We start from the raw sequence: 22,068 nt of genomic DNA, 5'->3' as shown, positions 1-22,068 counted from the left end.
CCAAGAGACACTGCCTACTTCTGGACCAGTACTGCGACCGTGCGGGCCGGGACTGAGACCGTGCCGGTCGACGCGGTCCAGGTGGTCTGCTTGACGATCGGGTCGGGGCCGGTGGCCTGGATGGGGGACAGGGACAAGTTGGCGCCGGTCAGGGCCTGGATCTGCTGGGTGACCGGAGCGCCGGTGGAGTTGAAGACGACCAGGGCGCCCTTGAGCGCGGGGTCGACGTTCGGGCCGGCGGTGTCGTCGATCCGCATGACGACAACGCCGGGTACGGCGGCCGGCGTACCGCTCAGCGGGTAGGAGACCTTCTCGTTGATCAGGTCGGCCGAGCCCAGCCGGAACAGGGGAGTGGAGAACCGCAACTTCAGCAGGTCGACAGCCTGGTCGTTCGCCGTCGCCACGTCCACCGCAGACGGCTTCAACGCCGCGTTGCCGAGGAGCGGCTTCATGAACGACCACTTCGCCTCGTTGTCCGGCTTCGGCGGCAGACCGTGGCCGAAGCCGTTGTCCGCGCCGGTCCAGTCGAGCGTGTTGAACCAGTCGCCTGAGTCATATGAGTTCCGGTCGAGCGACTTGCTTCGCAGCAGATCCGCGCCGGCGTGCCAGAACGACGGCGTCTGGGCCAGCGCGGTGGTTGCCAGCGACAACGTGTTCATCCGGACCCGGTCCGCCATCGGCAGGTCCGCCGGCAGCTTGAAGGTGAGCGAGTCCCACAGCGTCTCGTTGTCGTGGGCATCCACATAGGTGATCACCTCGACCGGCTGATCGGCATACCCAGCGGGTGATCCGTTGTAATCGACCCCGTCACCTCGTACGACCGCGCCGGTCTCCGCGGACTTGAACGAGAATGCCCGCAGGTTCCCCGCCAGCCCGAGCTGGACGAGATCCGTGTCGTGCGCGAGCCGCTTCGCCCGGTCCTCCGGTGAACCGTTGACCGGGGCACCGTTCGGGTCGCTGGCCGCACCGGAGCCGAAGCCCTGCACCCTCGGGTCCTCGTCGAACGGGCCGCCACCGCGGACCGCGTCGCGCAGGCGGTCGGAGAAGGTGCCGATCCCGGTGCCGCCGAGCTGGCCCTGGGTGGCCTGGACGAACAGCGCGTTGTTGGCAACCTCGCCGAAGTTCCACCCCTCGCCGTACAGGTAGATCTTCTTGCCGTCCACCCCGTCGCGAGCCAGGGTCAGCTTGTCCAGCGCGGCGCGGACCTTGAGCATGTTCGCCTTGCTGTGGTGGCCCATCAGGTCGAACCGGAAGCCGTCGACGCGGTAGTTCTTCGCCCACGACACGGTGCTGTCGACCATGATCTTCTCCGCCATCGCGTGCTCGGTTGCGATGTTGCTGCAGCAGGTCGAGGTCTCGACGCCACCGGTCGAGTTCAGCCGCTGGTAGTAGCCGGGCACGACCTTGTCGAGCACGGACGTCGGTGCCTGACCGGCCGCCGGCGTATGGTTGTAGACCTGGTCGAGCACGACCCGCAGGCCGGACTTGTGCAGCCCGCCGACCATCGTGCGGAACTCGGCCACCCGCGCCAGTCCGTCCTTGGCCGTCGCGTACGAGCCCTCCGGCGCAAGCCAGTGGTACGGGTCGTAACCCCAGTTGAAGCCGTCCTTCGCGGCCACCGCGGTGACGCACGCCTGCTGCTGCTCGGAGTCCGGCGGGAACGACTTGAGATCACAGGCGGGAGTCTGCTGCCCGGTCTCCGGGATCGAGGCGATGTCGAACGTCGGCAGCAGGTGCACCGTGTTCAGCCCCGCTGCCGCCAGCTTCCGCAGGTGCTTTGTGCCGTTGCCCTCGTCCGCGAATGCCAGGTACGTCCCGCGGTGTGCGGCCGGGACGGTGGAGTCGCTGATCGAGAAGTCCCGCACGTGCAACTCGTAGATCGTCGAGTCCACCGCCCGAGCCAGCTTCGGCGACGGCGCGCGAGACCACAGCGACGGCATGCCGGCCGGATCGTCGAGATCCACCGCCACCGAGTACGCCGAATCCGTGGTGAGCGCGAGCGAGTACGGATCGGTGACGACGTTGGTCTCCACCTTGCCGGTGCTCGGTGCGAAGACCGTCACCTCGTACCGGTACTGCGCGTTCTTCCAGGACCGCGACCCGTTCACGTACCACGAGCCGTCGTCGGTGGCTCCCATCGGCACCCGCTGCGATCCGACGAGCAACGTGACCTTCTGGGCGGTTGGCGCCCAGAGCGTGAAGGTCGGAGCGCCCCCGCGCCACGTCACGCCGTACGAGCGCCCGGCGGCCGGTCCGCCGTACAGGTCGTCAAGGACACCGGGGATCTGTACTCCGGTCGCGTCGAGCAACCGCCCGGCATCGTCGTACTGCGCGAGTCCGAGTTGTCCCTTGAGGATCGTCCGGGCATCGCCATGATCGAGCCGGAGCGCCGTGTACCCCTTCAACGCGGGGAACTTGGCGAGCACCTTCGGCGGGATCCCGGCCGGGTCGACGCGCAGCCCGGCAGAGGATCCACCGATGTCGTCGGCATCCACCGCGAGAGAGCCCGTCGCCGACCAGTGCAGGCGCCAGCGGGACCGCTCAGGATGAGCGACCGGCGGTACGGCGAGGAGGTCCTTGCCGAGCCAGTGCGCCTTGGCCTGCTTGAGGTCGGGTTGTGCGCCCGGCTTGGCCGTGGTCACCGTCAGCACGTGCGTCGCCAGGACGTAGGAGAAGGTGACGACGAGTCCGTCCCCGGGCACGGTGATGGGGATGTTGCCACCGGTCGGGCTGCCCCCGGCGCCGTAGCTCTCGTCCCAGGACAGGCCGTGCGCGACCTTCGCCTCATAGCTGCCCGCTCCGATCTTGCTCGTCGACCAGGTGAACGTGCCGTCGCCGTCCTGGTCGGTCAACCAGGGTCGCATGCAGTCGGGCGACCAGTCGGCCGGACAGCCCAGCTCGGACTGGAACGAGCCCGGCACGGTGACGATCGGCCCCTGCGCGGTCGACGTGACGAAGTGCCGGCCGTGCTCGTAGTAGAACGTCACCGGTCCCGTGGGTCCGGTGTAGGAGATGTTGGCACCGTTCGCGGCGCCGCCGGCTCCGTAGTTCTCGTCCCAGGTCTTGTTGATCGCGGCCTTGTAGGCGTGCTCGCCCTGCAGCCCGGTGAAGGTTCCCTTCCAGACGTTGTCCTTCGGGTCGAGCGTCAACTGGGCCTGGTCGCAGTCCGGGGACCAGTCCGCGGGACAGCCCATCTCGCTGTTGTGGTCGCCGGGCACGCTCACGTTCGCGGGCTGCGTCGCCGGGTCCTCGCCGCCGCCTCCACCGCCACCGCCGGGCGTCGGGGCGTCGCCGACGATCCCGTACGACCCGGAGACCGAGTAGTTGCCGGACGCATCCTTGAGGACGGCCCGGTACTCGAGCAGCGTCCCCTTCGGCACGCCGCTCACGTCGTGGAACACCCGGTACGGCGCGTTGTCGTCCGCCCCGAGCCGCTGCCACGCCGCAGTACCGACCGGGCGGTAGCCGAAGGTGACGGTGACGGGTGTGTTCTCCGGCACGGCCGCGGCGATCTCCGCGCGGCCGCCGACCGACGCGCCGGCCTCGGGCGAGCTCATGTAGACGGCGGGCGCCTTCGAGCGGTGCGGCAGCGTCGACGTCGCGCGGTAGACCGTCACGGACAGCGGAGCCGCCGTGACCGACACACGGCCTTCACGGTCGGTCCTGAGGTCGCCGCCACCGCCGTAGATCGGCTTGAACCGGCTGTTCTTCATGTACGTCGGGATCGTCGCCGACTTCGCGGTGGTCGCGTTGTTCGCGACGACCACGTACTCCGTCTTGTCGTTCCCGATCCGGCTGAACGCGTACAGCCCGCCCGCGTTCGACGAATAGCGGTGCACCTGGGTGCCGTCGGCAAGCGTCGGGTACTGCGCGCGGAGCTTCTGCAGCGCGGCGATGTGCTTGTACATCGGCGCGTTGACGTCGAAGCGGTCCTGGCTGCCGATCGTGGTGGTGCCGGTGCCGTCGACCACCTCGTCGTCGGTGTAGTCGGCGGTCTTGGTCGCGAACATGTCCTGCCGGGCGTCCTTGTCGCCACCCGGACCGGTGAAGCCCTGCTCGTCGCCGTAGTAGATCACCGGCTGGCCGCGGGTCAGGAACATCAGCGAGTGCGCGAGCTTGTCCCGGGCCAGCAGTTCCTGCCCGGCAGCGCCGCCCTGTTTGAGGAACAGGCCGATGCGACCCATGTCGTGGTTGCCGAGGAAGGTCGGCAGTTGGTAGGCGTTCGAGTCGGCGTCGGTGTAGTAGTCGTCGTTCGCGTAGAAGTCGCGGAGCTGGGTGCTCGGCTTGCCCTGGGCGAAGGCGACCGCGTTCTGCTGGAAACCGAAGTCGAGCGTCGCCTGCAACGCGCCCTGGGTCGTATAGGTCGACATGAACCTCGGGTCGGCGTCGAACACCTCGCCGAACATGAAGAAGTCCTCCTTGCCCGTGGCCTTGGCGGCTTCCAGGATCTTGGGCGAGAACTTCTGCCAGAACTCCATGTTCACGTGCTTGACGGTGTCGATCCGGAACCCGTCGATGCCGAGCTCGGCCCACGTCTTGTAGACGTCGATCATCCCGTCGCGCACCTTCGGCTGCTCGGTGAACAGGTCGTCCAGCCCGACGAAGTCGCCGTACTCGGCCGATTCGCCGGCGAAGGTCGAGTCGCCGCGGTTGTGGTAGAGCGTCGGGTCGTTCAGCCAGGCCGGCTGCTTCACGGTCGCGTCGGCCGGGGTCTTGAACACCGGCACGTTCGGGAACGAGGTGTTGGGGTCCAGCGGCGGGAAGGTGTCGCCACCGGCGTACTGCTTGTCGTCGAAGACGTTGCCGTTAGCGTCCTTGTACGGGCTCGTCGACTTCGGGATGTAGCCGTACTGGCCGGACTGGTACGCGATCACGTCCGCGGTGTGGTTGGTGATGATGTCGAAGAAGACCTTCATGCCCTTCTGGTGGGCGAGGTCGATCAGCTGCTGCATGTCCGCGTTGGTGCCCAGGTGCGGGTCGATCTGGGTGAAGTCGGTGATCCAGTAACCGTGGTACCCGGCGCTGACGTTCGCGCCCTCACCCTGCACCGGACGGTTCTTGAACGACGGGGTCAGCCAGATGGAGGTGGTCCCGAGCGACTTGATGTAGTCGAGCTTCTGCATCACGCCGGCGAGGTCGCCACCGTGGTAGAAGCCCTTGTCGGTCGGGTCGAGGCCGGTGGTCAGCCGGTCGCCGGTCAGGCCACCCGCGTCGTTGGACTTGTCACCGTTGGCGAACCTGTCCGCCATCAGGAAGTAGAACCGCTCCTTGGTGAGGTCCTTGCGCAGGCTCGGGCTCGCCAGTGCCTTGTCGGCCGGGGTCAGCCCGCCGGCCAGGTCGACCGGCTTCACCGACACCACGTGGCTGGTGTCGTCGTAGCTGAACTGCACCTTGGCCGGACCCTCGAGCCGCAGCGGGATGTTCGGCCCGTTCAGGACCCCACCGGCGCCGTAGTTCTCGTCCCAACTGCCGTTGACGGTCACCTTGTACTCATAGGCACCCGCGGGCACGTCGAAGATCTTGCTGTACTGCGTGCCTGTGGTGCTCTTCGTGAGCTCGCTCTGGGAGCAGGACGGAGTCCAGTCGCTGGGGCAACCCAGCTCACTCTGCAGAGACCCGGCGACGGTGATCACCCGGTCGGCGGCGACGTCCGCGGGTGCGGCGACCGGCGTACCGAGGCCGAGCGCGACCACGGCCACCGCCGTCACCGCTGCGGTCAGACGTGCATGGGCATGGCGCAATCTGAACATCACGGGACCCCTCCCAAGGCAGGACAACCTGCGGGGACGCTAACCCGCGCACCCATCCAGCGGAAGACCTCGAAGGTCGCGGTCAGGTCACTGCGGTCCACAAGACGTCGACCGGCAACGCCGCCAGCCTCGGCCCGAACCGGGTTGCCTCGGGGGCGGTGTGCAGCAGCAGACCGAAGGCGAAGCGATCTCCCAGCCGGTCAGCCAGGAACCGAAGCCCGCGCAGATCATCCGAAGTCGGAGTACTGGTCGCCTTGACCTCGATACCGATCACCCGCCCATCGGGGTGCTCCAGCACAAGGTCGACCTCGGCGCCGCTCCGATCGCGGAAGTGCCACAACGTCGGACGGGAGGCAGACCAGGTCAGCTGCTTGCGGATCTCGTTGGCGACGAAGGTCTCGAGCAGTTGACCGAACGGCCCACCGTTGCGATCGACCGTCGCACTGGTCGCGCCGACGAGATGTGCCGCCAGCCCGGTGTCGGTGACCACGAGCTTCGGTCGTCTGACCACCTTGCTGCTCAGATTCGTGGACCACGCCGGAATGCGGTCGATCAAGAAGGCTTCGGTGAGCAAGCCGAGGTATCCGTCCACAGTGCGTGCCGGAAAGCCCAGGTCGCTGGCGATCGCGCTCACGTTGAGTTCGTTGCCGGTTCGGGCAGCACAGAGCTGCAGAAGGCGGGGAATCTCTGCGAGCCGCTCGATTGAGGAGAGGTCCCGGATCACCGACTGGGTGATCGTCTTCACGTAGCTGTCGAACCAGGCCCTGCGACGGCCGGGCTGCCGGTTGACGACCTCCGGGTACCCGCCGGCGACGATCCGGTCCACGACGTCGGCTCTGGTGACGGAGCTGTTGCGGATCAGCTCGACGGGCGAATCGAACAGCAGGTCGACGAATGTCTCCGTGACACCGGCCATCTCGCCCTGGGAGAAGGGCCACAGGTCGATCGTTTCGACCCTGCCCACAAGCGATGGCGCCATGTCGTGCGCTGACAGCAGTCGGGATGAGCCGGTCAGCAGGAATCGCCCTGGCCGCCGGTCCCGGTCGATCTCCGCTTTCACCGCCCGGAAGAGCCCGGTCTCCAACTGCGCTTCATCAATCACGAAGGTGTCGACCGAGCGGGTGACGAAGTTTCGCGGGTCGTGCCGCGCGGCCTGCCTGCTGATCTCTTCGTCGAGATTCGCGAACTCCACCGTGCCCGGGTAGCGGAGGTTTCGCGTCAGAGTGGTCTTGCCGACTTGACGCGGACCGTTGACGACAATGACCGGCGTATCCCCGAGCGCAGCTTGGACAACCGCGGCGGCTGACCGGTCCAGAAGAGTCATGAGACGGATTGTACTGCGGATTCGTCCCCAGTTCAGTCGCCGATTCGTCCCAGGTGGTACTGCGGAATCGTCCCGCCGGTCGGAGCGGATACGTCCGGTTGGTCCATCGTGGATCTGCTGCGGGTGATCAAATCGTGGATCTGCTGCGGGTGATCAGTCGGACGAGGTGACGAGGACGGGGAGGCTTTGTTCGATGGGGGTCCTGACGACGGCGGCCGCTAGCTCGTCGTACGGCGTGGGCTCGGCATTCAGGATGAGCAGGTCGGCGCCGGCGGACAGGGCGACGTCGCAGAGGCCGGCGGCTGGGTAGACCTGGAGAGACGTGCCGATCGCGATGAAGAGGTCGGCTTGCTCGGTGGCGGCGATTGCCGCGTCCAGGACCGCCTGGTCGAGGGACTGGCCGAAGGAGACCGTCGCGGACTTGAGGATCCCGCCGCAGATCTCGCAGGCCGGGTCTTCGTCGCCTGCTTCGAGACGGGGAAGTACTTCGGCCATCGGGATCCGGCGGCCGCAGTTCAGGCAGTCGACATACCAGATAGTGCCGTGGAGTTCGTGCACAAGCGCGGGGGAGGAGCCGGCCTGCTGGTGGAGACCGTCGATGTTCTGGTGATCAGCCCGGTCAGGCGCCCCTGGCGTTCGAGGTCCACCAGCGCTCGGTGGCCGGCGTTCGGCTCGGCGGTCCAGGTCGGTGCGGCGAGGCGGAACTTCCAGGCCTCGATCCGTACCGCGGCCGTCGCGACGTACTCGTCGATGTCGAACATCAGCTGAGCGGCTGGGTTCTTCGTCCACACGCCCTGCGGACCGCGGAAGTCCGGGATACCCGACGCAGTGGAGATCCCCGCACCGGTCAGGATGGCGATCCGCTCGGCCTTGGCCACGAGTTCGAGGGTCACGCCTCCGAACGTAACGCAGCCTTCCAGTCCGGTGCCAAGACGGCCATCACGAGGTCGTCGTAGCGCTCGCCCTCCCACAGCAGCGCCTCGCGCCGGACGCCTTCGACGACGAACCCGGCCTTCTCGTAGGCACGCTGGGCACGCGGGTTGAAGCTGAAGACGCCGAGCTCGATCCGGTGCAGGCCGAGTTCCTCGATGCCGTAGCCGACGATCAGCCTGGTCGCCTCGGTGCCGAGCCCGCGGCCCTGACCGGCCGGACCGATCAGGATCCGGAAGCCGCAGGACTCGTCGTCCTTGCTCCAGTCGTTCAGCACGGCCTCGCCGACGGTCTCGCCGGTCGCCCTGTCGACGATGGCCAGATCCAGCCGGTCGGTCTGGTCCTTGCGGGTCCGCAGCCACTCGCGGTACTCCGGCTCGGTGATCTCGCCGCGCGACCCGGTGAACCTGGTGACGTCCGGATCCAGCATCGCCGCCATCAGCGCGACGTAGTCGCCTTCGTCCAGCGGCCGCAGGATCACCAGCTCACCGACCAATGTCGGCTTGTCCGAGAAGTCGCTCACGCCCCGGAGTCTCCCAACGAACCACCTCGCCCGGCCAACGGATTTAGCTCAGCCGGCGGACGACGTACTGGTGGTCGAGGGCGGAGACGAGTTCCTGGGCGCGCATCCGGCACCAGGCGGGGATGTCGGTGGCGGCGGCCGGATCGTCGGCCAGGATGGTGATGGTGTCCCCGACGGCGACGGTGGGTAGCGCCTGGGCCAGTTTGATCACCGGGAGTGGGCAGAGCAGCCCGCGGCAGTCCAGGTCGAGGTTCACATCCCCACCTCAGCACGGATCCGGCGGACCAGCCCGGGCAGCACCTGGGCGAACCGGTCGACCTCTTCGTAGGTCGTGGTCCGTCCGAGGGAGACCCGAACGTTGCCATGCGTGAGAACTCCCATCGCCGCCAGAACGTGCGACGGGCGCAGCGTGCTCGCAGTACAGGCCGAACCGCTGGAGACGGAGAAGCCCTCGGTGTCGAGCGCGGTGACCAGCGCCTCGCCGTCGACGTACAGGCAGGAGAAGGTCAGCACATGCGGCAACCGGTCGTCCGGATCGCCGACCACCTCGACGTCGGCGATGTCCGCCGCCACGCGCCGGCGCAGTTCGTCGATCCACGCGCGGTGCTGCCTGTCCAGCGCCGCCGACTCCTGGAGCCGCGCCTGCAGGGCGGCCGCCGCGGCCAGGGCTGCCGGGACGTTGGGATGCCCGGGGGAGAGGCCGTCCTCCCGCTCGTCCACCGGCCAGGCAGGAGCCAGCCGCGTCCCCTTCCGTACTGCGAGCAGGCCGACTCCGGCAGGTCCACCCCACTTGTGCGCACTGGCTGCCAGCACCGACCACCCGGCCGGTACTGCGTCGCGCCCGATCGAGGCGGCCGCGTCGACGAAGAGGGGGACGCCTGCCTGGGCACAGATCTCGGCCGCCCAGGCGATTGGTTGCCGCGTCCCTACTTCGTGATTCGCCGCCTGGAGCGCTGCCAGGGCGACTCCCGGCCGGGTCACCTGGGTGGAGAAGGCGTCCTGGTCGATCCGTCCCAGGGAGTCGACGCCCACCTCGGCCGCAGTACCGGCTGCTGCCGCGGCGTGCAGGACTGCCGAGTGCTCCACCGCGGAGTGCACGATCGTGGAGCCGACCCGGTGTCGGGCGGCGGCTACAGCGGGTAGCCCGGAGTGGATCGCGGCGGTGCCGGAGGAGGTCAGATAGAGCTCGTCAGGCCGTACTCCGAGGGCGTCCGCGAGCACCGCGCGAGCGTTGTCCAGCAGCAGCCTGGCGTTGCGTCCCTCATGGTGCAGCCGGGCCGGATCCGCCCAGCCGGAATCCAGTGCCGACAGCAGGATCTCCCGCGCTGCCGGATGCAACGATTCGGCCGATGCCGCATCCAAGTACGCACGCTTGCTCACAGGGGAAACGCTAAGCCCTACCTATGCGCAGAACCGCCGGAGGTGTCCAGTAGTGTTCTGTCGTCAGTCTCACCTGGGAAGGGAAAGGCGCCCCGTGGGTTCGAACGGCACGCCCGGAGTGCGCGCAGCAGGTCTGAAGAGGACCGGCGCGGGAGCACGTCCGGCGAAGCGACGCCTGCTGGTTCCGGCGGCAGTGGTGGTCGGCACATTGTTGCTGACCGGCTGTTCGCAGGCGAACAAGGAGCAGTGGAAACGACTCGGCCTGCCCGTGGGGGCATCTGACCGGACCGAGGCGATGGAGAGCCTGTGGATCGGTGCCTGGATCGCCGCGCTGATCGTCGGCGTGCTCGTCTGGGGCCTGATCCTGTGGGCGTCCGTGCGGTACCGCAAGCGCAACGACGACGCCCCGCGGCAGACGCGGTACAACCTGCCGCTCGAGGTGCTCTACACGCTGGCACCGTTCGCGATCATCGGAGTGCTCTTCTTCTACACGGTCGAGCACGGCAACGAGATCACTCACCGATCGAACAACCCGGCCCACACCATCAACGTGGTCGGCCAGCAGTGGCAGTGGACCTTCAACTACAAGGACACGGTCGACGGTCAGCAGGGGGTCTGGGAGACCGGCACCCTCGAGAAGCCGGCTGAGCTGTGGCTGCCGATGAACGAGTCGGTGCAGTTCGACCTGACCTCGCCGGACGTCATCCACTCCTTCTGGGTGCCCTCGTTCTACTTCAAGCTGGACGTCATTCCGGGGCGGACCAACAAGTTCGAGCTGACCCCGACCAAGACCGGCACCTTCGCCGGCAGGTGTGCGGAGCTGTGCGGCCTGTACCACAGCAGGATGGTGTTCACCGTCAAGGTGGTCACCCCCGACGAGTACCAGGCGCACCTCAGGGATCTGGCCGCCAAGGGCCAGACCGGCGCCGCCACCGGTGGCCAGGACGCGACCACCATCCCCGGTCACGGTGAGCAGGAGGGCGAGAAGTGACGGAGTACGCCGAGCGCACCGGCGCAGTCGGTGCGGCGACGGCGCTGCCCAGGCGGCGCAGCAAGGGCCAGATCGCGGTCAAGTGGCTCACCACCACCGACCACAAGGTGATCGGCCACCTGTACCTGATCACGTCGTTCGCGTTCTTCCTGATCGGCGGCGTGATGGCGCTGCTGATCCGCGCCGAGCTCGCCAGGCCGGGCCTGCAGATCGTGAACGAAGAGGTCTACAACCAGCTGTTCACGATGCACGGCACGATCATGCTGCTGCTGTTCGCGACGCCGCTGTTCGTCGGCTTCGCGAACGTCATCATGCCGGTCCAGATCGGCGCGCCCGACGTGGCGTTCCCGCGGCTGAACATGTTCAGCTTCTGGCTGTTCCTGTTCGGCGGCCTGATCACCCTCAGCGGCTTCTTCACCCCGGGCGGCGCGGCCGACTTCGGTTGGTTCGCCTACGCCCCGCTGTCCAACGCGGTCCGCTCGCCGGGCGTCGGCGGCGACCTGTGGATCATGGGTCTGTGGATGGCCGGTCTGGGCACGATCCTGGGTGCGGTCAACTTCGTCACCACGATCATCACGATGCGCGCGCCGGGGATGACGATGTTCCGGATGCCCATCTTCGTGTGGAACATCCTGATCACGTCGCTGCTCGTACTGATCGCGTTCCCGATCCTGGCCGGCGCGCTGCTGATGCTGGAGGCGGATCGAGCTCTAGGAGCTCACGTCTTTGACGCGGCTAATGGCGGGCCACTGCTGTGGCAACACTTGTTCTGGTTCTTCGGCCATCCCGAGGTCTACATCATCGCGCTGCCGTTCTTCGGCATCATCACCGAGATCCTGCCGGTCTTCAGCCGCAAACCGATCTTCGGCTACATCGGCCTGGTCGCCGCGACGCTGTCCATCGCCGTCCTGTCGGTGGCGGTGTGGGCGCACCACATGTTCGTCACGGGAGCGGTGAACCTACCGTTCTTCTCCTTCATGACGTTCTTGATCGCGGTTCCGACGGGGGTGAAGTTCTTCAACTGGATCGGCACGATGTGGGGCGGCTCCGTCTCCTTCGACACCCCGATGCTGTGGGCGGTGGGCTTCTTGACCACCTTCCTCTTCGGCGGCCTGACCGGCGTCATCCTGGCCTCGCCGGCGCTCGACTACCAGCTGTCCGACTCGTACTTCGTGGTCGCGCACTTCCACTACGTCGTGTTCGGCACGGTGGTGTTCGCGATGTTCGCCGGGTTCTACTTCTGGTGGCCGAAGATGACCGGCCGGATGCTCGACGAGAAGTTGGGGAAGCTGCACTTCTGGTTGCTGTTCATCGGCTTCCACACGACATTCCTGGTGCAGCACTGGCTGGGTGTCGAGGGCATGCCGCGCCGCTACGCGTCGTACGGGGCGAACGAGGGCTTCACCACGCTGAACGAGGTCTCTAGCATCGGGGCGTTCATCCTCGGGCTGTCGATGTTGCCGTTCTTCTACAACGTCTACAAGTCCCGTAAGTCGCCGCTGGTCGGCGTCGACGACCCGTGGGGCTGGGGCCGGTCGCTGGAGTGGGCCACCTCGTCCCCGCCGCCGCGGCACAACTTCGTCAGCCTGCCGCGGATCCGGTCCGAGAGCCCCGCGTTCGACCTGCACCACCCGGACATCGCGATGTCGGAGTACCCGGACTCCGGTGCACGCCGGGACAACCTGCTCGACGCGGGTGAGGACAAGGGCCGGGTGGAGAACCTGGAGCGCAACCTGAACACCGGCACCGGTGTGGACACGGAGGACAAGGCATGAAGGTCGAAGCCTGGGTCTTCGGCATCCTGACGCTGTTCGTACTGATCGTCACGCCGATCTACTGGATCATGTCCGAGGATCCGACCGGCACCACCGCGCTGGTGATGACGTTCTTCCTGGCGCTGCTGGTGGCGTTCTACCTGAGCGTCACCGGCCGGCGGATGGACGCCCGGCCGGAGGACCGCAAGGAAGCCGAGATCGTGGAGGGCGCCGGTGAGCTCGGCTTCTTCCCGCCCTACTCGTGGTGGCCGCTGTGGTGCGCGCTGACCCTGTCGGTGATCGTGCTCGGCCTGGTCTTCGGCTGGTGGCTGTTCATTGTCGGCAGCGGTCTGGGCATCATCGCGCTGTCCGGCTTCGTCTTCGAGTACTACCGCGGGGACCACGCCCACTGAGTTGCTTGAAACCGATCGGTTTCACCGATCGGATGTGATCCTTGTCGCGCCGGCCGTAACGTTTTCGGCCGGCGCGACGTCAACTAAAACGTGTGCTCGAACGTCACCAGTACTGCGGGCCTTCGACGGCCTCGCCGTACTGGTGATTTTGTGCAGTGCGCGGGTACGACCGGCCGGGCGAGGTACCGTTGCCCGGGCGGCAGATCGTTTCTCAGGGGAGCTCAGGTGTTGAGTAGTTCGGTGCGGAAGCACGGCCTTGCCGTGGCGGGGGTTTGCGCGATGCTGCTGGTCGGCACCGCCTGCAGTGACTCGGAAGCGGCGAATCCAGGGCCGTCGGCGAGTACGACGCAGAGCAACTCCACGCCTGGCGCATCCAGCAGTCCAGGCGGCAGCACGCCGTCACAGGACCCGGCCGCCGCGAACCTCCAGATCGTCCCGGCCAAGGGTGCCTCCGCGGTCCGTCCGGACAAGCCGGTCACCGTCGCCACCAGTTCCGGAACGATCGAGGACGTCACGCTGAAGGACTCCGACGGCGACAAGGTCGACGGCAGCCTCAACGACCAGAAGTCGCAGTGGACCTCCGAGTCGGGGCTCAAGCCCGGCGAGAAGTACACCCTGTCCGGTACCGCCAAGAGCAGCGATGGCAAGGACGTGCCGATCAGCTCGACCTTCCGGACGCTGGCCGCCGCGGGCAACCTGAAGGCCTCGGTCGCCCCGCTCAACGGCGAGACCGTCGGCGTCGCGATGCCGATCCAGATCTTCTGGAACCACACCGTCAAGGACCGCGCCGCGGTCGAGAAGCGGCTGTCGGTCAAGACCTCCGTCCCGGTCGAGGGCACCTGGCACTGGATGAACAGCAAGCAGGTCAACTACCGCCCGAAGACCTACTGGCCGGCGGGCACCAAGGTGTCGGTGAGCATCGACACCCAGGGCGTCAACGCCGGCGCCAACGTCTGGGGCTCCGCCAGCCGCAAGATCGACTTCACCATCGGCAAGTCCGTGGTCACCAACGTCGACGTGAAGCGCCACGTGATGACGGTCGCGATCAGCGGCAAACTGGCCCGCACCATCCCGATCACCGCCGGCAAGGACGGCTTCACCACCCGCAGCGGCGTGAAGGTGATCATGGAGAAGTTCGCCACCAAGCGGATGGACGCCCGGACCGTCGGCATCAAGCCGGGCGACCCGGAGTACTACGACATCCACGACGTGAAGTGGGCCCAGCGGGTGACGACATCCGGCGAGTTCATGCACGGCGCCCCCTGGTCGAGCGGCAGCCAGGGCAGCGCGAACGTAAGCCACGGCTGCGTCGGCATGAGCCTCAAGGACGGCGCCTGGTACTTCTCCCAGACCCTCCGTGGCGACCCGGTCGTCGTCACCGGCACCACCCGCAAGATGGAGACCGGCAACGGCTGGACCGACTGGAACCAGCCCTGGGCTGCCTACAAGGCCGGCTCGGCACTGGCCTGACCTACTCCTGGTTCTGCTCCGGGTCTATGTTCGTGGCATGGCGGACGAGGTGGGGAGTCGCCTGATCGAGCTGGCCGGTGGCCGGGCGGTTGAGGTGTGGGAGGGCGGGGACGCGGACGGCGTACCGGTGGTGTTTCACCATGGGACGCCGTCGGGGCGGCTGCAGGCGCGGCTTGGCGAGGACGCGGCGCGGCGGTCGGGTGTGCGGCTGGTCTCGTTCAACCGACCTGGCTACGGGCGGTCGACCGACACGCCGCCGAGCCTGGCATCCGTCGGCGTCGACACGCTAGCGGTGGCTGATGCCCTGGGTATCGGAGAGTTCGCCGTACTGGGTGCCTCGGGAGGCGGTCCGTACGCACTGGCTGCGGGGCTTGCCGACCAGAAGAGGGTGCGGGCGGTCGGGATCGCCGGTGGGGTCGGTCCGTGGCGGCTGGTCGAACCGACCGATCCTCTGGATCCTGATCTACCCATCCTCGCCCTCGCGGATGCCGGCGATATCGAGGGTGCGTTGAGGGGCTTCCGGGCGGAGGCCGGCGGACGGTACGAGAAGCTGCTGGCACTGCCCGACCCCGCCATGGCAGAGGAATTCTTCGACGGCCTGCCCGAGACCGACGCCGGCTGGCTCAGCGCGGAGAACAAGCGGCTCTTCGGCCTGGATCTTCGCGACACTCTGCGGACTCTCGACGGCTACGCCCGCGACAATGTCGCCTGGGGCACCGAGTGGGACATCGATCCGGCCCGTCTCGAGGTGCCGACCTGGCTCTGGTTCGGAGAGCTGGACCTGATGGTGCCGCCGTCGCACGGCCGTTGGTACGCCGAGAGGATCCCGAACTCGACCCTCGTCACCCGGTTGGGCATGGGCCACGGCAGCACGCTCTTCGAGTTCTGGGACGACATGCTCACCACCCTCCGCGATCAGCTAAACCGCTGACCCCAGGTGGTGCGCGACAAAGTCACGCCAGTGCGCTATCGCTTCCGCAGGCGTGGTCGCGTGCGACCCCGCAAAGGCCATCAGCTGCTTCTCAGGTGATCCCAGCAGGTCGAACAGCTCGAACTGGCCGGCGCGATCGAAGAGCTCGTCATCCCACTGCACATGGAAGAGAACCGGCGTAGTGACCCGCGGCGCATCCCGGGCGAACCGCGGAGCCATGTCCACCCCTGCAGGCATGGCGGACGGCTGCTGCATCCCGTACTTCCCCAGTACTGCGCACCGCAGCCGGCTGCCCATCACGGCCGCGAGCGGCAGGCCGAAGCGTGTCCCCATCGACAAGCCCACATATGCGAGGCGCCCCGCATCAACCGCATCGAGCTCGCCGAGAGCATCCACCGTCGCGAGCCAGTCGTCGACCATCCCGTCGGTGATCTGGTCCACCCCGGCGACTGCCATCCGCTGCTGGTAGTCGCTGCTCTCGACCGGCTCGGGCACCCGCTCACCGTGGTACGGGCCATCGATCGCGACGACCGCAAGCTGAGCCTCGCCGGCGAACCACCGCGCCAGACGCAGCTGACGATCGGCCCGCTTGTGTCCGCTGCCCCCATGCCCGAGCAGGACGAGCGGTACGGGTCGCCCAGGTGCTGCCGGCAGCCACAGGATCCCCGGGACGCCATCCGCCTCCCGCCCTCCATCCTGCACCAGGCGGAACGGACGTTCGGTTACCCCACCCTCGACAACCGCTTCGCCGACCCACCGCAGTCCGCCCATACCGCCTCCTCCGACCTCCGGGCCATCGAAAACTCCGCCCTCTCCTTCAAATCCTGACTGACGGCAGCACCCGCGATCAGCTGAGGTGCTTCTCGACGGCTGCTGCTAGGTCCTCGGTGTGGGCTGCGGGGAGGGAGTGGTGGGTGGCGGTTGGGAGGTGGGTGATGGTGGCTGCCGGGATGAGGCTCTGGACTCGGGTCGCGAGGTGAGCTGGGTTCTGGGACTTGCTGCGGTCAGCGATGACTACGAGGAGGTCTGGGTGGAGAGTGCGGAGGGCGTCGTCGGCGGGGCGCTTGGGGCGGACCACACGGGGCTTGGGGAACTCGGCGGCCAGGCCGGCTAGCTCGAGCCAGGCGGGGTTGATGGGCACGCCCTGCGTCTCCCAGCGGAGGAAGGACTTGGCGCGCGCTCTGGTGGGTTTGAGGAGGCTCGGGAGTGCTCGTAGTACGTAGGGGGTTCGCAGCGGGGTGAAGCAGTCTGTGGGGTCGATCAGGGCGAGCTTGTCGATCCGGTCCGGGGCGTGGAGCGCGTAGGTGAGCGCCAGCCAGGAGCCGTACGAGTGGCCGCAGAGGTTGGTGCGGGGGAGTTGCAGACCGTCGAGTACTGCGGTCAGCCACTGGTGGAGGTCTTCGGGCTTGGTGAGCCTGCGCCCGGAATTCACGCTCAGCCCGGCATCGACGATCAGGTCGATCGCGTAGATCCGATGGTTCTGCCCGAGGTGGTTGGCCTGGCCGAACCACACCGGAGAGGTCGCGCCATGGCCGGCCAGCAGGACCAGGGGAGGGGCGTCTGGTGGGCCGCAGGCGTTCACGTGGGTGGAGCCGAACTCGGACTCCAGCGTCAGCGACTCCACCGGGAGCGTCCAGTGGCGGAGCAGGTCGGCATAGGCGGTGCGGAAGGCTTGGTCCATGTTCGGCAGATTACCTCACTGAGTGAGGTAATCTGCAGCCTGTGGATACCCGCGAAGGAGTCACCCCGTCGGATCCCGAGCGCAAGGCGGCGCTCGAGCTGATCCACCAGCTGCGGGAGGTCGTCGTACGGCTGGAACTGGCCGCGGGGGAGTTCGCACGGAGTACCGGGCTGCATGCGACCGACGTACGGGCGCTGATCAGGCTCCTGGACGCCGAGAGAGCCGGGGTGGGGGCGACGCCCACCTGGCTCTCCCAGCAGCTTGGAATGACCTCTCAGGCGACCACAGCGGTAATCCACCGCCTGGAGGCCGCCGGCCACGTCGAACGCCGCAAAAGCCCGACAGACGCCCGCAGCATCCACCTAGCCGTCACCGAGTCCGCAGTAGCCCTCGGCTGGGACTTCTTCGGCCCTCTCCTAGACCGCCTGATCACAGTCACCACCCCCCTCACCCCCACCGCCCGCACCACCATCTCCACCTACCTAACCGCGATAGCCACCGCCACCGACCCCACCTGACCCGGACAAAGCGATAGGCCCCGGTTGGGTCAGCCGGGGCCTATCGGGGGGTGCTGTGGTTAGTGCTCGGCCACCTTGTGGGTGGTGTCCTCGTCGAGCTCGACCGTGCCGACGGGGCTTTCGACTGCCTCGTGGTCGTCCTCGTGGCCGTGGGCGGCGTGCGCGTGGGCTTCCTCGATCTCGGCGGCCGTGGGCTTCTGGACCGAGTCGGCGAAGTAGAACCGCGACAGGCTCGCGCGGATCTTCTTCAGAGCCCGATGGGGTGCCCGGACGCCGTTGTCGTCGGTCTCGGGACCGATCTCCAGCGGCAGGGCCCGCTCACGGGCGGTGAGCGAGTATGCCTCGTACTTCGAGATCGGGGTGTGCTTCTCGTAGTACTCGCCGTCGGGAGTCCGCACGATGATGCCGGATTCCAGGCCGTGCAGGAGCCGCTCGTTGTCGGCTCGCTGCAGGGAGATCGCGATCCGCCGGGTGACCCAGAAGGCGAGCACCGGGCCGAGGAAGACCGCGAACCGCAGGAACCACGTCACGTTGTTCAGCGAGAGCCCGAAATGGGTGGCGATCAAGTCGTTGCCACCGCCGATCCAGAGCAGGCCGTAGAACGTGATGAACGCGGCGCCGATACCCGTCCGGGTCGGCATGTTGCGCGGCCGGTCCAGCAGGTGGTGTTCGCGTTTGTCGCCGGTGATCCAGCCCTCGATGAACGGGTACGCCGCGACCAGCGTGACGAACGCGGGCGGTATCAGCAGGGCCGGGATGATCAGGTTCCAGCTGAGGGTGATGCCCCAGAAGGTTGACTCAAACCCCGGCATCAGGCGCACGGAGCCCTCCAGCCAGCCCATGTACCAGTCGGGCTGTGAGCCGGCTGTCACCTCGGCCGGGTTGTACGGGCCGTACAACCAGACCGGGTTGATCTGCAGCAGCGCGCCCATCAGGGCGGTGATGCCGAAGACGACGAAGAAGAAGCCACCGGCCTTGGCCATGTAGACCGGCATCAGCGGGTAGCCGACGACGTTCTTCTCGGTCCGGCCGGGACCCGGGTACTGCGTGTGCTTGTGGTACACGACCAGGAACAGGTGGGCCGTGACCAGGGCCAGGATCAAACCCGGAATGAGCAGCACATGGATGGTGAAGAAGCGGGAGACCATGTCGTCACCCGGGAACTCGCCACCGAAGATGAAGAAGGTCAGCCAGGTGCCGATCACCGGTGACGCCTGGATCATGCCCTGGGTGATTCGCAGGCCGGTTCCGGACAGCAGGTCGTCGGGGAGGCCGTAGCCGATGAAGCCCTCGATGATGCCGAGGAACAGCATCGTGAAGCCGATCACCCAGTTCAGCTCACGCGGCTTGCGGAACGCGCCGGTGAAGAAGATCCGGAGCAGGTGCACCATCATCGCGGCGATGAACAGCACCGCCGCCCAGTGGTGGATCTGCCGCATCAGCAGACCGCCGCGGACGTCGAACGAGAGGTCCAGCGTCGAGGCGTAGGCCTCGGACATGTGCAGGCCCTTGAGCAGGCTGTACGAGCCCTGGTACTCGACCTCGGCCATCGACGGCTTGAACCAGAAGGTCAGGAAGATGCCGGTGAGGATCAGGATGATGAAGCTGTAGAGCGCGATCTCGCCGAGCATGAAGGACCAGTGGTCGGGGAAGACCTTGCGCAGGTTCTTCTTACCGATCTTGCCAATGCCGAGTCGATCGTCGGCCCATTTGACCGGTGGGGGGAACTCTTTCGTAGCCACTGGTGTCACCCTCGTTCGAAGAAGCTCGGGCCGACCGGCTCATGGAAGCCGCTCTGCGCGACGATGTAGCCTTCCGCGTCCACTGCCAAGGGTAGCTGGGGCAGCGGACGGGCAGCCGGCCCGAAGATGACCTTGGCGCCGTCGGCCAGGTCGAAGGTCGACTGGTGGCACGGGCAGAGCACGTGGTGCGTGGTCTGCTCGTACAGCGAGATCGGGCAGCCGACATGGGTGCAGATCTTGGAGTAGCACAGGATCCCGTCGATGCCCCAGTTCTCCCGGCCGGGAGGCACCTGGATCTCGGCCGGTGGGATCCGGACCATGATCACCGCGGCCTTGGCCTTGGCATTCTGGTACTCGACCGGGCTGTCCTCCTGCATCGCCGCCAGGTTGGCCGGAGCCCCGTTGACCAGCTGGCCGACGACCAGGTCGGAGGGCTTGATCGGGCGCAGCGTGACGTCGTTGACGACCCGGATGCCCGCGGCCCAGATGGTGCCGAAGAGCTTGTTGCCCGGCGCCGGGCCGAGGTCGCGCAGCAGGACGATGACCGGCAGGCCGAGCAGCGCCATCGCGCCGATCAGCGAGCGGCGGATCAGCTTGCGGCGGGTGAAGCCCGACTCCTCGACCCCGACCTGGAAGGCCTCCGTGATCTCGGCCTTCTGCTCCGGCGAGGAGTACGCCGGGTGCCGGTCCTCGGAGATCTCGACGTCGACCATCAGCTTCTTGGCCCACTGGATCGCGCCGGCGCCGATCAGGAACAGCCCGAACCCGAGGCACAGGCCAATGCTGAGGTTGTTCGCGTTGCCGGTCAGCGGCCCGACGGTGACCTCGCTGTCGCGGGGGATCGCGAAGTACGCGACGCAGGCGAGCACCGCGAGCAGGCCCGCGAGGCTGAACATGGTGGCCACCTGGCGCTCGACCCGGTCGGCCGCCTTCGGGTCGATGTCGGTGATCCGGTGTTCGTGCGGCTCGATGCCCGGGTCCGGGATCGGTTCGGCCACCTGGACCTGACCGTGCTCCTCTTCCGCCGTCACGGCGGGAAGGTTCGGCTTCTCGTCGCTCATTCGGCCCTCACTCCCTTGGCCTTGACGCCCTTGGCGCCGATCCAGACCGCTACTCCCACCAGCAGGCCGATGCCGACCAGCCAGCCCCACAGACCCTCGGAGACCGGGCCGAGCCGGCCGAGGCCGAAGCCACCGGGGTCCTTCTGCTCCTGCAACGCGTTCAGGTACGCGATGATGTCGCGCTTGTCCTCAGGCTGCAGCACCTGGTCGGAGAAGACCGGCATCTGCTGCGGACCGGTGAGCATCGCCTCGTAGATGTGCTTGGGGTCGACCCCCATCAGGGACGGGGCGTAGCGGCCGTTCGGCAGCGCACCGCCCTTGCCGGCGAAGTTGTGGCACGCCGTGCAGTTCGTCCGGAACAGCTCGCCACCGCGGGTGACCTGCTCGTCGGTGGCGTTGCTGACGTCGTACGACTCCTGGGCCGGTACGGCCGGGCCCGGGGCCAGCGACGCGACGTACGCGGCCAGGGCCTCGATCTCTGCCGGCGTGTATGCCGGGGTCTTCTGCGGAATCTGGGCACCGGTCTGGGTCGCGGGCATCCGGCCGGTGCCGACCTGGAAGTCGACCGCGGCGGCGCCGACGCCGATCAGCGAGGGTCCGGCCATCTTGCCTTCGCCGTTGCCGCCGCCTTCGGCGTTCAGGCCATGGCAGCTGGCACAGCCGACCGCGAAGAGCTTCTTGCCCTCTTCGATCTGCTGGGACTGGGCCGAGGTGTCGGCCACCGCATTGTCAGGGGCGAACGCGGCGTACGCGGAGCCCACCGCCAGGAGGCCGAAAAGAAGCACGACGAGGCCGGCTGACCGATGCCGTCGTCGCGCGGAAAGGAAACGCGCCGGTGACAAGGAAAGTCTCTTCTCACTCATTGGAGCAGGTAGATGGTCGCGAACAGGGCGATCCAGACCACGTCGACGAAGTGCCAGTAGTAGGACACGACGATCGCGGAGACGGCCTGTTCGTGGGTGAACTTGCGAGCCATGTACGTCCTGGCGAGGACGAACACGAAAGCGATGAGACCGCCGGTCACGTGCAGACCGTGGAACCCGGTGGTCAGGAAGAAGACCGATCCGTACGGCGACGACGAGATCGTCAGACCCTCGTGGACCAGGGCGGCGTACTCCGTCACCTGGCCGGCGATGAAGACCGCGCCCATCAGGTAGGTGAGGATGAACCACTCGCGCATGCCCCAGCCGCGGACGTTCGCCACCGAGCCGGACCGTCCGACCTTGCCGTGCTCGGCGGCGAAGACGCCTGCCTGGCAGGTGAACGACGAGGCGACCAGGACGAACGTGTTCACCGAGGCGAACGGGACGTTCAGCATCTCCGTGGAGGTCGCCCAGAGCGTTTCCGCTCCAGGTGCCGCCGCGGCGGTCGTCACCGACCGGATCGTGAAGTAGGCCGCGAACAGGGCGGCGAAGAACATCAGTTCGCTCGAGAGCCAGACGATCGTGCCGACACTGACCATGCTGGGACGGTCGTGGTGTCCGTGTTCACGGGACGCTGGGAGCGCGGTTGCAGTGGCCACGCGGTCATTATGTCGGTCCGGGGATCCGACAGCACGCCCACCCCCATGCATGTCGGCGACCAATGCTTTCTAGTGTGG

General features: G+C 67.3%; 17 protein-coding genes and 1 pseudogene. 6 read left to right on the top strand and 12 right to left on the bottom strand.

Annotated elements, in window-relative coordinates:
* Positions 1-14 precede the first annotated feature (14 nt).
* The 6 genes and pseudogenes from pulA to ACFPJ1_RS19330 all read right to left on the bottom strand — a co-directional run bounded on the left by pulA (position 15) and on the right by ACFPJ1_RS19330 (position 9,907).
* On the bottom strand, positions 15-5,750 hold the full coding sequence (gene pulA / locus ACFPJ1_RS19355; protein ID WP_380105660.1) for a pullulanase-type alpha-1,6-glucosidase: 5,736 nt from the start codon (positions 5,748-5,750) through the stop codon (positions 15-17).
* 82 nt (positions 5,751-5,832) lie between these two features.
* A complete protein-coding gene (locus ACFPJ1_RS19350; RefSeq protein ID WP_380105658.1) occupies positions 5,833-7,074 on the bottom strand; it encodes an ATP-binding protein in 1,242 nt (413 codons plus the stop codon).
* Between the two features lie 153 nt (positions 7,075-7,227).
* A pseudogene (locus ACFPJ1_RS19345) lies at positions 7,228-7,865 on the bottom strand (SIR2 family NAD-dependent protein deacylase).
* Between the two features lie 98 nt (positions 7,866-7,963).
* Positions 7,964-8,527 carry a GNAT family N-acetyltransferase gene (locus ACFPJ1_RS19340; RefSeq protein ID WP_380105656.1) on the bottom strand — a complete coding sequence of 188 codons (564 nt, stop codon included), beginning with the start codon at positions 8,525-8,527 and terminating at the stop codon, positions 7,964-7,966.
* A gap of 43 nt (positions 8,528-8,570) precedes the next feature.
* Positions 8,571-8,783 carry a sulfurtransferase TusA family protein gene (locus ACFPJ1_RS19335; protein WP_380105654.1) on the bottom strand — a complete coding sequence of 71 codons (213 nt, stop codon included), beginning with the start codon at positions 8,781-8,783 and terminating at the stop codon, positions 8,571-8,573.
* Complete coding sequence (locus ACFPJ1_RS19330; RefSeq protein WP_380105652.1) at positions 8,780-9,907, bottom strand: cysteine desulfurase family protein; 1,128 nt, start codon at positions 9,905-9,907, stop codon at positions 8,780-8,782. Before ACFPJ1_RS19330 ends, ACFPJ1_RS19335 begins: the two co-directional genes overlap by 4 nt.
* 94 nt (positions 9,908-10,001) lie before the next feature.
* Between ACFPJ1_RS19330 and ctaC the strand changes: the two genes are divergently transcribed.
* The 5 genes from ctaC (at position 10,002) to ACFPJ1_RS19305 (ending at position 15,466) form a co-directional block, all read left to right on the top strand.
* Positions 10,002-10,898 carry an aa3-type cytochrome oxidase subunit II gene (ctaC, locus tag ACFPJ1_RS19325; protein WP_380105650.1) on the top strand — a complete coding sequence of 299 codons (897 nt, stop codon included), beginning with the start codon at positions 10,002-10,004 and terminating at the stop codon, positions 10,896-10,898.
* Positions 10,899-10,942: 44 nt separating this feature from the next.
* Positions 10,943-12,673 carry an aa3-type cytochrome oxidase subunit I gene (gene ctaD, locus ACFPJ1_RS19320; RefSeq protein ID WP_380105710.1) on the top strand — a complete coding sequence of 577 codons (1,731 nt, stop codon included), beginning with the start codon at positions 10,943-10,945 and terminating at the stop codon, positions 12,671-12,673.
* Complete coding sequence (locus tag ACFPJ1_RS19315) at positions 12,670-13,065, top strand: cytochrome c oxidase subunit 4 (RefSeq protein ID WP_380105648.1); 396 nt, start codon at positions 12,670-12,672, stop codon at positions 13,063-13,065. The genes ctaD and ACFPJ1_RS19315 overlap by 4 nt, the downstream gene beginning before the upstream one ends.
* Before the next feature lie 225 nt (positions 13,066-13,290).
* Complete coding sequence (locus tag ACFPJ1_RS19310; RefSeq protein WP_380105646.1) at positions 13,291-14,535, top strand: L,D-transpeptidase; 1,245 nt, start codon at positions 13,291-13,293, stop codon at positions 14,533-14,535.
* Positions 14,536-14,572: 37 nt separating this feature from the next.
* Positions 14,573-15,466, top strand: coding sequence for an alpha/beta fold hydrolase (locus ACFPJ1_RS19305; RefSeq protein ID WP_380105644.1), 894 nt, complete (start codon positions 14,573-14,575; stop codon positions 15,464-15,466).
* Here the strand turns inward: ACFPJ1_RS19305 and ACFPJ1_RS19300 are convergent.
* Both ACFPJ1_RS19300 and ACFPJ1_RS19295 read right to left on the bottom strand, forming a co-directional pair.
* Positions 15,455-16,237, bottom strand: a complete 783-nt coding sequence (locus ACFPJ1_RS19300) for an alpha/beta hydrolase (protein WP_380105642.1) — start codon at positions 16,235-16,237, stop codon at positions 15,455-15,457. The genes ACFPJ1_RS19305 and ACFPJ1_RS19300 overlap by 12 nt on opposite strands.
* A 76-nt stretch (positions 16,238-16,313) precedes the next feature.
* Entirely contained in the window at positions 16,314-17,147 is an 834-nt protein-coding gene (locus tag ACFPJ1_RS19295; RefSeq protein WP_380105640.1) for an alpha/beta fold hydrolase, read from the bottom strand.
* A 41-nt stretch (positions 17,148-17,188) separates the two neighbouring features.
* On the opposite strand from ACFPJ1_RS19295, the gene ACFPJ1_RS19290 reads away from it, so the two are divergent.
* Positions 17,189-17,665 (top strand): MarR family winged helix-turn-helix transcriptional regulator, encoded by a 477-nt coding sequence (locus tag ACFPJ1_RS19290; RefSeq protein ID WP_380105638.1) that lies wholly within the window; start codon positions 17,189-17,191, stop codon positions 17,663-17,665.
* A 59-nt stretch (positions 17,666-17,724) separates the two neighbouring features.
* Here ACFPJ1_RS19290 and qcrB read toward each other — a convergent pair whose 3' ends face one another.
* The 4 genes from qcrB to ctaE are packed head-to-tail and all read right to left on the bottom strand — an operon-like array spanning position 17,725 to position 22,041.
* Positions 17,725-19,407, bottom strand: coding sequence for a cytochrome bc1 complex cytochrome b subunit (gene qcrB / locus ACFPJ1_RS19285; RefSeq protein WP_380105636.1), 1,683 nt, complete (start codon positions 19,405-19,407; stop codon positions 17,725-17,727).
* 5 nt (positions 19,408-19,412) lie between these two features.
* Positions 19,413-20,468 (bottom strand): cytochrome bc1 complex Rieske iron-sulfur subunit, encoded by a 1,056-nt coding sequence (gene qcrA, locus ACFPJ1_RS19280; protein WP_380105635.1) that lies wholly within the window; start codon positions 20,466-20,468, stop codon positions 19,413-19,415.
* Complete coding sequence (gene qcrC / locus ACFPJ1_RS19275; protein ID WP_380105633.1) at positions 20,465-21,331, bottom strand: cytochrome bc1 complex diheme cytochrome c subunit; 867 nt, start codon at positions 21,329-21,331, stop codon at positions 20,465-20,467. Before qcrC ends, qcrA begins: the two co-directional genes overlap by 4 nt.
* On the bottom strand, positions 21,328-22,041 hold the full coding sequence (ctaE, locus tag ACFPJ1_RS19270) for an aa3-type cytochrome oxidase subunit III (RefSeq protein ID WP_465261078.1): 714 nt from the start codon (positions 22,039-22,041) through the stop codon (positions 21,328-21,330). The genes qcrC and ctaE overlap by 4 nt, the downstream gene beginning before the upstream one ends.
* Between the last annotated feature and the right edge of the window lie 27 nt (positions 22,042-22,068).

Origin of the sequence: Kribbella qitaiheensis, assembly GCF_042657745.1 — a bacterium.
GTDB lineage: Bacteria > Actinomycetota > Actinomycetes > Propionibacteriales > Kribbellaceae > Kribbella > Kribbella qitaiheensis.
The sequence above is the reverse complement of the archived record's forward strand: the minus strand, read 5'-3'. Positions and strand labels throughout refer to the sequence as shown.